Source organism: Devosia beringensis (assembly GCF_014926585.1).
In the GTDB taxonomy this organism is placed as follows: Bacteria; Pseudomonadota; Alphaproteobacteria; order Rhizobiales; family Devosiaceae; genus Devosia; species Devosia beringensis.
On sequence record NZ_CP045422.1, the window covers coordinates 1590056 to 1603768 of the forward strand.

At 66.6% G+C, this 13713-nt stretch carries 8 protein-coding genes; 2 read left to right on the plus strand and 6 right to left on the minus strand.

Annotation, left to right across the window (positions count from 1 at the left end; genetic code table 11):
* The first annotated feature begins 386 nt into the window (after window positions 1-386).
* Together GDR53_RS07755 and GDR53_RS07760 are read left to right on the plus strand one after the other, a co-directional pair.
* Window positions 387-2429 carry a methyl-accepting chemotaxis protein gene (locus GDR53_RS07755; RefSeq protein WP_193337484.1) on the plus strand — a complete coding sequence of 681 codons (2043 nt, stop codon included), beginning with the start codon at window positions 387-389 and terminating at the stop codon, window positions 2427-2429.
* 134 nt (window positions 2430-2563) lie between these two features.
* Window positions 2564-3856 carry a bifunctional folylpolyglutamate synthase/dihydrofolate synthase gene (locus GDR53_RS07760; RefSeq protein ID WP_193337485.1) on the plus strand — a complete coding sequence of 431 codons (1293 nt, stop codon included), beginning with the start codon at window positions 2564-2566 and terminating at the stop codon, window positions 3854-3856.
* A 10-nt stretch (window positions 3857-3866) separates the two neighbouring features.
* On the opposite strand, the gene GDR53_RS07765 is transcribed toward GDR53_RS07760, so the two are convergent.
* The 6 genes from GDR53_RS07765 to GDR53_RS07790 all read right to left on the minus strand — a co-directional run bounded on the left by GDR53_RS07765 (window position 3867) and on the right by GDR53_RS07790 (window position 13659).
* Window positions 3867-5537 carry a glycoside hydrolase family 3 protein gene (locus GDR53_RS07765; RefSeq protein WP_193337486.1) on the minus strand — a complete coding sequence of 557 codons (1671 nt, stop codon included), beginning with the start codon at window positions 5535-5537 and terminating at the stop codon, window positions 3867-3869.
* A 65-nt stretch (window positions 5538-5602) separates the two neighbouring features.
* Complete coding sequence (gene trxA, locus GDR53_RS07770; protein WP_193337487.1) at window positions 5603-5926, minus strand: thioredoxin; 324 nt, start codon at window positions 5924-5926, stop codon at window positions 5603-5605.
* Between the two features lie 169 nt (window positions 5927-6095).
* Complete coding sequence (trxA, locus tag GDR53_RS07775; protein ID WP_193337488.1) at window positions 6096-6422, minus strand: thioredoxin; 327 nt, start codon at window positions 6420-6422, stop codon at window positions 6096-6098.
* Window positions 6423-6500: 78 nt separating this feature from the next.
* Entirely contained in the window at window positions 6501-9932 is a 3432-nt protein-coding gene (gene addA, locus GDR53_RS07780; protein ID WP_193337489.1) for a double-strand break repair helicase AddA, read from the minus strand.
* A complete protein-coding gene (gene addB, locus GDR53_RS07785; RefSeq protein ID WP_193337490.1) occupies window positions 9929-12946 on the minus strand; it encodes a double-strand break repair protein AddB in 3018 nt (1005 codons plus the stop codon). Before addB ends, addA begins: the two co-directional genes overlap by 4 nt.
* Window positions 12943-13659: a nucleotidyltransferase family protein gene (locus tag GDR53_RS07790; RefSeq protein ID WP_193337491.1), complete on the minus strand. Its 717-nt coding sequence runs from the start codon at window positions 13657-13659 to the stop codon at window positions 12943-12945. Before GDR53_RS07790 ends, addB begins: the two co-directional genes overlap by 4 nt.
* Window positions 13660-13713 lie beyond the last annotated feature (54 nt).

Here is a 13713-nt window from a genome sequence, read left to right on the forward strand (position 1 = left end):
CGGGTCGGCGGCGATCAGCCATGTCGCGTTCTAGCGCCATCAAGGCCCTGCCCGACCACCCGCTGAAAATTGAAAGCGCCCCCCATGGGGCGCTTTTTTCTTGGCTGATCCCTACCCGGCGCGACCCCAAGCTGGCTTTACTGTCGCAAATACGTTCCCGATATCCTTGCGAAATCTACTTTTTGTGCGCGAATATATTCGGCCCGCGCGTTTTGTCGCATGATATACTACGTATATATTTATTTGTACTGTTATTTTTGGTTAATTTCAAGTTTCGTGCCATATGGTACGAATATTCGTTAGTACAATTATAAAAGCCGCCCGCAAGCGTCAATCGCGTCCAAGACGTCATGCCTCCTGGACGCACAACCCGGAAATGTGCGCGGATGTCTAAATTATCCATTGCGGTTCGTATCTATCTTCTCGTGGCACTCTCACTCGTGACGCTGGGCCTGATGGCCTATATGAGCATCACCTCGCTCGGCTCGACGCGGCAGGAACTGCGGCAGGGCGAGCTGATGGCCATCACCGACACAGCTTCGGCGATCATCCAGGGCGCCTATGATCGCAGCCAGAGCGGCGAGATGACCGTCGAGGTCGCCCAGGCCAGTGCCATGCAGGCGCTGCGCGACATCCGCTACCGTGGCACCGAATACATGTTCGTGACCAGCGACACCGCAGTGATGCTGATGCATCCGATGAAGCCGGAGCTTGAGGGTACCGACCAGACGAATATGGAAGACCCGACCGGCAAGAAGATCTTTCAGGAGATGGTCACGATCGCCAAGACGCAGGGCAGCGGATTTGTCGGCTACCAGTGGCCGCGCGGCCAGGAAACCGCCCCGGTGGACAAGCTGAGCTATGTTGCCTATTTCGAGCCATGGGGCTGGGTGGTCGGCACCGGCGTCTATGTCGATGATCTGCGGGCGGCAAATTTCCAGACACTGCTGGTCCAACTCGGCATCACCGGCGGCATCTCCTTGGTGGTCCTGTTGCTCGCGACCGTGATCGGCCGCTCGATCACCAGACCGATCTCGGCGCTTACACGCACGATGCAGTCGCTGATGGAAGGTGACTTCACGGTCGGTGTGGATGGCAAGGATCGCGGCGACGAAATCGGCAACATGGCGCGGGCGGTGGAAGTGTTCCGCGAACAGGGCCTCAAGGTCAGCCAGATGACTGAGGCCGAGGCCGCCCGCATCGTGGCCGATGAGGCGCAGCGTCGCCTGATGATGAGCCAGCTGCAGGGTGCATTCGGCGAAGTGGTGGATTCGGCGATCGCCGGCGACTTCTCCAAGCGGGTCAATGCCGAATTCCCCGATCAGGAACTCAACAGCCTGGCCGGCAGCGTCAACAGCCTGGTCAAGACGGTCGAGGGCGGGTTGAGCGAAACCGGACGGGTGCTCAAGGCGCTGGCCAATACCGACCTGACCGAGCGTATGGAAGGCAATTACCAGGGCGCCTTTGCCCAGCTGCAGGGCGATACCAATGCCGTGGCCGACCGGCTGACCGACGTGGTCAACCGGCTGCAGAACACCTCGCAGTCGCTGCGCACGGCCACCAGCGAGATCCTGGCCGGTGCCAATGACCTCAGCGAACGCACCACCAAGCAGGCGGCGACGATCGAAGAGACCTCGGCGACCATGGAACAGCTGGCCGCCACCGTGCTGGCCAATGCCAACAAGTCCGGCCAGGCCAGCGCCAAGTCGCAATCGGTGTCGCTGACGGCCGAAGAGGGCGGCCTGGTGATGGGCCAGGCGACCGGGGCCATGGAAAAGATCACCAGCTCCAGCGCCAAGATTTCCAACATTATTGGGCTGATCGACGACATCGCCTTCCAGACAAACCTCCTGGCGCTGAACGCCTCGGTCGAAGCGGCGCGGGCGGGTGATGCCGGCAAGGGCTTTGCCGTGGTGGCCGTGGAAGTGCGGCGGCTGGCCCAATCGGCGGCCTCGGCCTCGGCCGACGTCAAGGTGCTGATCGAGCAGAGCGCGAGCGAAGTGGCCGGCGGCACCAAGCTGGTGGCGGAAGCGGCCGGCAAGCTCGAGGCGATCCTGATCGGGGTGCGCGAGACCAGTCAGGTCATGGAAGGCATTGCCCGCGACAGCCGCGAGCAGGCTTCGGCCATCGAGGAGGTCAATGTCGGCGTACGGCAGATGGACGAGATGACCCAGCACAATGCGGCGCTGGTCGAGGAGATCAACGCGGCCATCGAGCAGACCGAAAGCCAGGCCGGGGAACTCGACGAGATCGTGGCGGTATTCGCCACCAATGGCTCGCCAAGCAGTGCGAGCATGGCGCGGGCCGCGGTCGCCAACCGGCCGGCGGCCAGGCCCGCGACCAGGCCAGCGGCCAAGCCGGCGAAGGCCGGGGGACAATATCTCAGCCAGGGCAATGCCGCCGTCGCCCAGGACTGGAACGAGTTCTAGCGCAAGGCTGACATGATGGCGCGATGGCCCGGAGCGATCCAGGCCATCTGTTGTTGCCGAATGCTGGCAAACGCTTGAGATCAAGCCAGACTCTGGCGTAAACGAGAGTTCCTTCGTCTCCGCCGGGAGTCAGCATGTCGCGCACCGATGCCATTCTCAAGCGCCTTGCGGCGCTGCACCCCAAGCTGATCGATCTCAGCCTTGACCGCATGCTGCCGCTGCTGGAAACGCTGGGGCGGCCGCAGGACCGGTTGCCACCGGTGATCCATGTGGCGGGCACCAATGCCAAGGGCTCGACGATCGCCTATCTGCGGGCCTTTCTCGAGGCGGCGGGCAAGAGCGTCCACGTCTATAATTCCCCCCATCTTGTGCGCTTCAACGAGCGGATCCGGCTGGGTGGCAAGCTGGTCGACACGCGGCGGCTCAATGCCGTGCTGGAGCGCGTCGAAGCGGTCAACGCGGGCCGGCCGATCACCTTTTTCGAGGTGACGACGGTGGCCGCCATGGTGCTCTATGCCGAGACGCCGGCCGACTACCTGCTGCTCGAAACGGGCATGGGCGGCACCTATGACACCACCAATATCGTCGATCACCCGCTGGGGGTGATCATCACCCCGGTCGATCTCGACCACCAGAGCTATCTGGGCAATACCATTGCCGAGATCGCGGTGAACAAGGCGGGCATTCTCAAGCGCGGCAGCAAGGCGGTGATCGGGCTGCAGCAGGAAGAGGGCCGCGCGGTGATCGAGCGCGCCGCGCACCGGCTGGGCGTGCGGCCGATCTGGCAAGGCCAGGACTTCCATGGCTCGGCGCAGGATGGACGGCTGGTCTACCAGGACGAGGACGGGCTGCTCGACCTGCCGCCGCCGGCGCTGATCGGGGCGCACCAGTTCGACAATGCGGCGCTGGCCATTGCGGCGACGCGGCATTTCGGCCTGCCGGTGGACGAAGCGGCGATGGCCCGCGGGCTGCGCAGCGTGGTGTGGCCGGCGCGGATGATGCCGCTGCAGGGCAAGCTGCGCGACCTGCTGGGCCCCGGCGCCGAGCTGTGGCTGGATGGCGGGCACAATGTGCATGGCGCCACGGCTTTGGCCAAGGCCATGGCCGAAATGAACCGGGCGCGGCCGGCGCCGCTCGTGCTGATCATGGGGATGATGAATACCCGCAACCCGGCCGATTTCCTCGCCCCCTTTGCCGGACAGGTACAGGCCATCTTCACGCTGGGCGTACCGGGCGAGCCCAATGCGCACAAGGCCGACACCATTGCCCGGCAGGCGCGCGCAGCCGGCTTTGCCGCCAGCCCGAAGCGCTCGATCGTGTCGGCGCTGCAGGCCGCGGCCCAGGTCAGCGGAGCACGGGTGCTGATCTGCGGCTCGCTCTACCTGGCCGGCGATGTGCTGGCCAAGAATGGCACGCCGCCGGAGTGAGGCAGCGCTTTCAGTATTTGCCCTGGTCGCTGCCGATGAAGGGGTCGACCGGGCTGGTGCCGGTAAGGGGGGCGCGGCCCAGGATGGCCTCGACCACCGCTGCCTGCAGCGCCTCGCTCGAGCCATAGGCGTTGATATAAGCGGGCACTCGCGGCGCGTCGTAGAGATAATAGGGATAGCCGAAGGAGATCATCAGCGTGGGCACATCGTGCCAGTAGCGGGTCATGCCGCCCAGGGTGGAACCGGTGAGCTTGACCCAGTCGATGAAGATGCGGCTGCGGCCCAGAGTGGTCTCTTCGGCAAACAGATACAGCACCAGGTCGAAGTCCTTGGGGCTGACGGTCATGCCGGGCTCAAAGACCGTGACGGCAAAGCCCTCTTCCTCAAGCCGCATCGGCACGCTGAGCGGCAGCGGCGCCGGCATGAAGGGCAGGATGACGCCGCCCGAATAGACCAGCACGCGGTGATGCTTGCCCGGCGAGAGCGGCAGCAGGTGGTTGACGTCCTTGACCAGGGTGGGAACGCGGGCGGTGACCGACGTGGCGGTGATCTGGTGTTCAGCACTGGCGACGATCTGGCGAGCCGTCTCCAGATCGGGCGCCGGACGGGCCTGGTGCAGGCCCTGGGCTGCCTTGAGGGCGAGGACGCGGGTGACGGCCTCGTCGACCCGCTCCTGGCTGAGGCGGCCATCGGCAACGGCTTTGACCAGGCGCATCAGATCGGCATTGGGATCGTTGGAGAAGAGGATGACGTCGCAGCCGGCGATGATCACCTCGGGCAGGGTCTGGTCGCGCGGGCCCCAATCGCCGAGGCCGGCCATGCCGGTGGCGTCCGAGACGATGAGGCCATTAAAGCCCAGTTCGCGGCGCAGCAGGTCCTCGTTGAGAATGCGGCTGAGCGAGGCCGGGCGATAGGCTTCAGCGCCGGCATCGGGATCGAGTGCCAGTGCATAGGCGGGCAGCGCGATATGGGCTGACATCACGCTCATGACGCCGGCGGCGATGGCCTTACGGTAGAGCCGGCCGAAACTGGCCTCCCAGTCGCTCATCGACAGGGGATTGACGGTGGTGACCAGGTGCTGGTCGCGATCGTCATAGCCTTCGCCCGGCCAGTGCTTGACGGTGGCGGCAATGCCATTGGCCTGGAAGGCGGCGATCTGGGCCATGGCATGGCGCTCGACCTTGTCGATATCGCTGCCAAAAGAGCGGGTGCCGACAATGGCGCTGCGCCAGGCGATGTTGAGATCGATGACGGGAGTAAAGCTCCAGTTGAGACCCACGGCAGCGGCTTCGCGCGCCATCAGGGTCGAGATGGCCGTGGTGGCATCGAGATCATCGACGGCAGCCAGTCCCAGGGGATTGGGCACGCTGGTGCCCAGCGGCAGGCTCATGCGGCTGCCTTCGAGATCGGCACTGACCAGCAGGGGCAGCGGGCTGAGCGCCACCAGTTCGCGCGACAGGGCAATCTCGACGTCAAGATCGGCCGAATACATGCGGGTAATGCCGCCGGGCTTGAAGCTGCGCACCTGCTCGGCGGTTTCGGCCGGGGTACCGCGGGCGATCAGGACGAAGAGCTGGGCCAGCTTGTCGCGCGGCGTCAGGGCGTCCCGCGTGGCATGCACCCAGGCCATGGCGTCATCGTCGAGATGGAATGGGGCGGCAGCGAGATCGAGTGGCGCCATGGGGCTTGCTCCCTAGAGTCTTTTTGTTAGCGCCAGACCTAGCAGAAGTGCCCGCATGTGCAAACTCAAGCGGCGTGCGACTCCAGCCACTTGATCAGCTGCACGCGCGACTGGCCGGCGCCCACCTTCATGTCCACCGGCTGGCCCTGCTTGAAGACGATCAGCGTGGGCATGTTGCGCACATTGTACTGGCTGGTAATGGCGGGATTGCCGGCGACGTCGAGCTTGACGATCTTGACGGTGCCGGCCAGCGTGACGGCGAGTTCATCCAGCGTCGGCGCCATGGCCAGGCATGGCGCGCACCATTCGGCCCAGAAATCGACGAGGACGGGTTGGTCGGCGGCGAGAACTTCGCGGGCGAAACTGGCATCATCAACGTCCAGGGCCATATGGCTGCTCCCAAGATTAAGCAGGGAGGCTAGACCTGGGGGCTGGCGCCGACAAGGCATACAGCATCTGGTTGCGGCCCGCGGTTAGAAAGTCTTTCCACCGGCGCGGCGCAAAGCAAAACGCCGCCGGATTGCTCCAGCGGCGTCAGAATTCTCGCGGCGCCGATGGTCAGGCGGCAGCGTGGCCTTCGAGCCATTTGGTGAGGCCTGCCTTGGGCGTGCCGGCACCGATCTTCATGTCGGCGGCTTCGCCGCCCTTGAAGAGGATCATGGTCGGGATGGAGCGGACACCATATTTGCTGGCGGTACCCGGATTGTCATCGACGTTGAGCTTGACGATCTTGACCCGGCCGGCCAGTTCCGTGGAAAGCTCGTCGAGAACGGGCGCAATCGCGCGGCAGGGCCCGCACCACTCCGCCCAGAAATCCACGAGGACGGGCTCTTTGGAGTTGAGGACTTCCTCGCCAAAATTGGCGTCGGAAACATGAGTAGTCATGGGAATTTGCCTTTTGTTCTAAGCGGCGGTCTGTGTGCGCCCAAAGCTGGTGAGAGTCCAGCACGGGTACAACGCAGATCACTGCAAGGTGAAGCCTTCAGTGCCCGCCGCCAGCGCGTCTGAGGGCAGTTTCATCAACGATTCCAGTGTTGTCCAGAGAATGGCCGCATGCGCGGTCCGTCCGGGGAAGAGCTGACTTGCAACCAATGCATACAATCCCAGCTGAGTAAGATAGTTCCCCGGCACGGCGCCCGGCCCCCCGGGCACGACCGCATCGGACTTGTAGTCGATCACCATTACCCCGTGGTCGTCAATCACCAGACGATCGATGCGGCCACTGAGGCGCACGGGCTGGCCATGGCGGGAGATGTCCAGCAGGAAGGGCACTTCGGCGCGGCTGCCCGGACCAAAGATGGATGCCAGTTCGGGCCGGCTCAGGATGGCGATCGCCTTGGCGGCGAGACGGGGATGGTCGGCAGGCGAATCAGGCAAGAGGGCAGCCAGCGCCTTGTCGGCGATGGCGGGCCAGATATCCGGATCGAGCTTGCCCAGATGCTGCAGCAAAGCGTGCAGAGCAATGCCCTCGCGCCGGGCGGCATCGGCATCGCGCACCTGTTCGGCCAGGCTATCAAGCGCGGCGCCGGGACCGGTGGCCGTACCGGCCAGCGAGGGCGACAGCAGGGTAATAGTCTGCGCCTCGGGCAGCGGGGCAAAGCTCAGCGGCAGATGGCCGGGACCGGTGGCGGCACGGGCTGGGCCGGCCGGCAGCGGCGCGATGCGTTCGCGCGGATAGACCAGAGCCACTTCGGCGCCGCCGGCATCGGTCTGGCTCTGCGCCTGCGGGCGCAGGGCGGTGTCGATGGCGTCATACCAGCTGCCGGCCAGCTGGGTGGCCGCGTCCGAGCCGGGCGTGAGGGCGCCGGTGACATAGAGCTCGTCCTCGGCGCGAGTCATGGCGACATAGAGCTTGCGCCAGTATTCGCGCTCGAGATTGGCGTCGACCTCCTGCTTGATGGGCAGGGTCGTCGCCACGTGATCGGCAGTGCCCGCGGCGTGCATCAGCAAGGGCCCTGGCGCCTCGGCCAGGACATAGACCGGCTTGCCGATCATCTGCTTGCGCTGTTTGGCGGCGGCATCGGCGAGGATGACGATGGGGGCCTCGAGCCCCTTGGCGCCATGCACGGTCATGACGCGGACGCCGGCGCCCGATTCGGGCAGCTCGCGCTTGATGGTGCCCGAGCGCTGGCGCATGTCGGCGACAAAGCCCTGCAGCGAGGGCTGCGGCCCCTGCTCATGGTTGAGCGCCAGCTCCAGCAGTTCGGCCACCACGTCATCGACCTCGCCGCCAAAGCGGGTGTGGAAACGGCGCAGCCCGCCTTCGGCATAGAGAACTTCCGTCAGGAATTCGAAGGGGCGCTCGAAATCGAGCTCTCCGCGCCACCGGGCGAGGCGGGCGGCGGCGGCGATCGCGGCGGGATGGGCGTGGGCGGCGAGCGCCTGCCAGAGGGTCTGGCCGCGGGCGCGGGGCTGGGCCAAGGCGAAGAGGGTTTCCTCGTCGATGTCGAACAGCGGCGAGCGCAAGAGGGCCGCCAGTTGCAGATCATCAGCGGGATTGAGCAGCACGTCGCAGAGCGCCAGCAGGTCCATGACGGCGATATGGCTGGTGACGCCAAGGCGGTCGGCGCCCGGGGTGGGCAGGCCGGCATTGCGCAGGGCGCGGATGACTTCCTGAAAGACCGGGCCGCGCGACTGCACCAGGATCAGCACATCGTCGGCGGTGACGGCGCGGCCGCGGCCGGTGAGCGGGCGGCGCTGGTCGATCCAGGCCTTGATCTGGGCGGCGATGCGCTCGGCCACCTGGCGCGGCGCGCTGCGCTCGGTTTCAAGCACCGTGGTGGGCCAGGCACTGCCGGCAGGAGCATCGGCCACCTGCTGGGCCGGCGGCCAGAGCGTCACCGAACCGCCGCGCATGGTGCGGGCGGTATTGTGGTGCAGCTTGTCGGCTTCGAGCAGAGCCGCCTGGATATCCTCGCGATCGGCGACGAGATCCACCGCGGCGAGGATTTCGGGCAGGGTGCGGAAGCTGGTGCGCAGTGGCACGGGCTCAAAGGGCAGATCGACCAGGTCGGCCTTGGCGGCAAAATCCTGGCCGGTGGCGCCGAACAGAGCCGGCTCGGCGCCCTGGAAGGAATAGATGGACTGTTTCTGGTCGCCCACGGCAAAGAGCGAGCGCGGCCGGGTGACGGCCCCTGCCCCCGCAAAATACTCTTCGGCAATGGCGCGCACGACGCGCCATTGCTCGCCATTGGTATCCTGGCTTTCATCGACCAGGATATGGTCGATGCCGGAATCGAGCTTGTAGCGCACCCAGTCGCCGGACTGGTGCTGGAAGAGATCGGCTAGACGTTCGACCAGATCGTCGAAATCGAGCAGCGAGCGGGCGCGCTTCTGCGCCTGGTAGCGCTGGCCGACGGCGGCGACGATATCGAGCAGGGCATCGCTGCGTTCGATCAGGGTGGCTGCACGGCGGGCGGCGGCCAGTTCGGCCAGGCGTTCCGCTTCGGCGGTCAGCCGATCGGCTAGATCGGGATCGGCACTGCTGACCGCCTTGACGACGAGACGGGCGGGTACGGTTTCGTCGGCGGTGAGGAAGGCGCGCAGCCAGGCCGCGGGTGACGGATTGGCCGGGTCGATGGCGGCGAGCTTGTCCTCGAGCTTGCGATTGCCGCCCGAGGGCGGGCAGAGGGCAAAGAGCTTGTTCAGGTCATCCTGCGTCACCAGGCGCTCGGCAATGATGGCGGCATCGAGTTCGGCCGGCGAGCGGCTGGCCGCCGCGCCGATCAGGGCGCGCAGATTGGCCTTGGCCCGCTCGGGCTCGGCCAGGACCAGCTTGAGTTTGCGGCCATCGGACAGTGCCGCATTGATGGCATTCTTGATCTGCTCGTCGCTGAGGGTGCGAAACAAGGTTTCCACCGCGCCATCGACATCAAGCCCCTGCGACAGCACGGTTTCGCGGGCGGAGAGCAGCATGGCGGCGCGCTCGTCATCCTCGATGACAGCGAAATCAAAGGGCACGCCGGCCTCGAGCGGGAAGCGGTGCAGCACCGATTCGCAGAAGGCGTGGATGGTGACGATCTTGAGCCCGCCGGGGGTTTCGAGCGCCTTGGCAAAGAGCGTCCGGGCGCGCTCGCGCAGTTCCGGCGTCACGCCGGGGCCCTCGATTTTCGCCAGTTCGATATCGAGCTCGGCATCGTCCAGCAAAGCCCATTTGGCCAGCTCGCCGGCGACGCGGCGGCGCATTTCGGCGGCGGCGGCCTTGGTATAGGTCAGGCACAGCACCGTTTCGGGCGCGGTGCCGGCCAGCAGCAGGCGCAGCACGCGGCGGGTGAGCACGAAGGTCTTGCCCGAGCCGGCATTGGCCGACACCCAGATCGACCAGGCCGGATCGGCGGCGCGCGACTGGTGGGCGCTGGTATCGAAAGGGACGACGAGAGGGCCGCGATCGCTCATGGTTCGCCCTCCGATCCATCGACAGCAGTCCATTCGGCCAGCCGCGACAGGTGATCATAGGCGCCGGCAAAGCGCTGGCCGGGCAGCGGCAGTAGCCGGGCGGGCATGGGCGTGTCGCGCAGCAGGAAGAGTTCGACATGGCGCTGCATGCGCTGCGTGATCTCGTCGGCAGCGCCCATCAGGTCAAAGCCGTCGGCGGGGATGAAGGGCTTGGCCGTGAAGGCATCGGGGCCGAGGCCGACCTTGATATAGGTGAGGGCCGAGGTGGGCGCGGGGGCGATACCATCCTTGAGCGTACCGGCCTGGGCCATCTGGGCTTCGAGCAGCAATTGGGGGACCTCGAAGGCCTGCATGGCGCCCTTGGTGGGGGGCGAACCGGTCTTGAAGTCGATGATCTCAAGGGTGCCGTCAGCGAGCTCGTCGATGCGGTCGGCGCGGCCGCGCAGGGTGAAGGGCTCGCTCAGATGCAGCCTGAGCTCGCCATCGATCTCGGCGTGGCGCTGCGCCACCAGGGGTTCGCGGGCGCGCTCGAAAGCGAGGAACTGGATGGCGGCGGTATGGAAGCGGCGCAGCCAGATATCGCGGCGCTCGCCAATGGCGTCGAGGCCGGAAAACTTGTCGGCGGCGATGGCCATCAGCGTGTCGATGGCATCGGGGGCCGTGACCGCGTGACGGCGGATGACGAAGGTGGCGAAGATGTCGTGGATGATGGTGCCGCGCTCGCGGCTGTCGGGACTGTCGCCCAGCGGATCGAGCGGCCGCAGACCCAGCACGTGCTTGGCATAGACATCATAGGGCGAGCGCATCAGGGTTTCGACTTCGGTGACCGAGAGGGCGCGCGGCCTTGTGCTGGCAGGCGGATTGGGCAGGGGACGCGGGGCTGGCCTGGTCTCCTCCACCGCATCGAGCCGGCGCGCCTGATCGAGCCAGATGGCGCCGGCGGCTTCCCAGGCATCGGCCGTGGCCTTGCCGGCGAAGGCCTGCAGCCGCTGCAGCAGGCGCGAGGCAATGGCAGGGCTGGCGCCGATGCGGTCGGCATGGGCGATGATGACCTGGGGATTGCCCATGGCCTGGGCAAAGTCATGCGCGGCCAGACCCTGGCGGCGCTCGGGCGGGTTGAGCCCGGCAGCCAGGCGCATGCCGCGGCTGAGCCAGGGGCCCGGATCGGCCGGTTCGGGCCATTTGTCCTCGTTGAGCGCGGCCAGGATCAGCAGATCGGGATTTTGCAGCCGGGCTTCGAGCTGGCCCCAGATGGCAATGTCCTGCCCCCGCTCTTCATGCGTGCGCACCTGGGCGCCCAGCATCAGCGCGCTGAGCACCCCGTCGAGCTGGCGCGGGCGGAAGCTGTGGCCCTCGCCACCAAGGCTCGCCATCTGCCCGGCCCAGTCGGCCAGTTCGCGGCGACCCGGGATCTCGGCGCCGTCGGCCACGGCGTCAAAGGCGCTGCAGAGGGAAGCGGCCAGGGCGCCGGCGCGGATGGATTTTTCCCCCAGCAGGGCAAAGAGGGGCGTCAGCGCCGTCTCGATCTGGTCGAACAGCGCCAGGATCGGCGCGCGATCGGCCTCGGTGAGGCGGCGGGCCGGATGGGTGGTGGTCTTGTCGATATTGGCGGCCAGCAATTGGCGCAGGCCGGCCAGACCGGGATTGGCGCGCTGGCCGCGCAACAGGCCCAGCTCTATGGCGTCGGCCAAGGCCGAAATGGCGGCGCGGCTCTGCCCGAAACGGGTGGCGCGGTTGCGCAGCAGGGCCATGAGATCGACGGCCGAGCAACCATTGTTCGCCAGCGCCAGGATCTGGCGCAACAGGCGCCCGGCGGCCGACTGGAATAGGGGCGCGCCGGCGGCATCGTCGACGGCAACGCCAAAGCGGCGCAGTTCGGCGGCGATGCGGCGGGCCAGATTACGATCGGGCGTGACGATGCCGACGGTTTTTTGGTCACTGAGGGCCTGGCGCGCGGCGAGAGCGATGGCGCGGGCCTCCTCGTCCTCGGTGCGAGCGCGGATGACGGACAGGCCATGGCTGGCAAGGGCGAGCTGGTCTGGCGTGAGGCGCTGGGTGGACCAGCGGGCGGTGTCGCGGGTGAGCGCGAGGGCGCGATGGACCAAAGTGGTGCGGGGATGGTCGGTGGGCGCCAGTTCGGTGACGTCGCTGATGGCAGCGCCCATGGCGCGAAGCAATTTAGCCAAGCCATATTGCGGATGGCCATGGGGATTGTTGGCCGGATCGAGCAAAGCCGCGTGATCGGCCGGGGTCATGGCGCAATCGAGGCCCGGCAGCACCACGGCGCCGCGCGGCAGGGCATTGATGGCGGCTAGGAGGCGCGCGGTGGCGACGATCGAGCCGGTGGAGCCGGCGGCAATGACCGGGCGGGTGCCATAGACCAGAGGGGTGGCCGACGCCTGGCGATCGAGGCGCTGGCCGCGCAAGGCGGCGATATCGGCCTGGCCGCTGGCGGCCAGTCGTAGCGGCCAATAGGTCAGGGCGATATCGAGAAAGGTCAGCGTCTGCTGCCAGTATTCGCCCAGATTAGCCTCGATCTCGGGCACGATGGCGCGGATCTCGGCGGCGCCGCGCTCCTCGGTATGCAGATCATCGATCAGTACGCCCAGCGATTCGGCCATGGAGAGGATTTCCCCGGCCGTGGGGGGACTGGAAAAGGCGCGCTGGCCGGCGGGTGAATTGGCCCATTGATCGACGAGGCTGGAGAGCACTAGCCGGCGTTCGAGGCCCGAGGCCGCCGGCAGCGGAATGGGCGCGTCGAAGGGCGGCAGGAAAGGCTCTTCGTCCTCGACCTCGCCGCCAAAGGTGCGGATATCGGGCAACAGGCCATGGCCGCGGCGGGCAAATTCATCGGCCAGAGCCTGCTTGGCGCGGCGGGTGGGGAGGACAATGGTGACATCGGTGAGCCAGAAGGGCGCGGTCTGGTCGGCGCCGCCCAATAGCGTGCCATCGATGACCCGATCGGCCAGGGTAGCGATGAAGCGGGCATGTGGGGCGATGGAGAAGAGGGTCATGGCGCGGTGGGGGCGGCGAGGCGCCGCTCGGCCTCGGCGAGCCCGGCCGGATCGCCAACATGAAACCAAGGGGCATTGAGCGCGACGCCATAGAGGGTTTCGCGCTCAAGGCAGGCATCGAACAGGTCATTGAGCGAGAAGGCGCCATCGGGCGTATCGGCGAAGAGCGCCTTGCCCATAACGGCGACGCCGCAATAGATCACCGGGGCGCCATAGTCGCGGGTGATCTCGCCACTGGGGGCGAGGCAAAAATCATGGCTGCGGGCAAAGCCGGTGGCATCGCGCGGGTGCACGCAAAGCAGCACGATCTCGGCTTTTCCCGCGGCAAAGCGGGCGAGCAGCCGGGCCAGCGGCGCATCGCTGCCGGCAGGCCAGAAGGCATCGGTATTCATCACCAGGATCGGGTCGGAATGCAGCATGGGCAGAGCCCGCTTGACCCCGCCACCGGTATTGAGCAGGTCCTCCTCGCGGCTGAGCTTGAGCAGGCCGCCGAAATGGGCCAGCAGCTGGTCGGCGCGATAATGGCCATTGGCGACGAAGCGCTTGGCGCCCTCGGCCCTGGCATTGTCCATGACCCGCTCGATCAGCGGCACGCCGGCCACCGGCACCAGCGGCTTGGGCATGGAATCGGTGATGGGCCGCAAGCGTGTGCCCAGGCCCGCGGCCAGCAGCATGACGTCGGGGAATCGGCTGGGTTCGGTGGTGTCGGTCATGGGCGGATAAGACCGATGTTAGCTCGCTTCGTCCACCCCTTCCCTGCCCCCTAC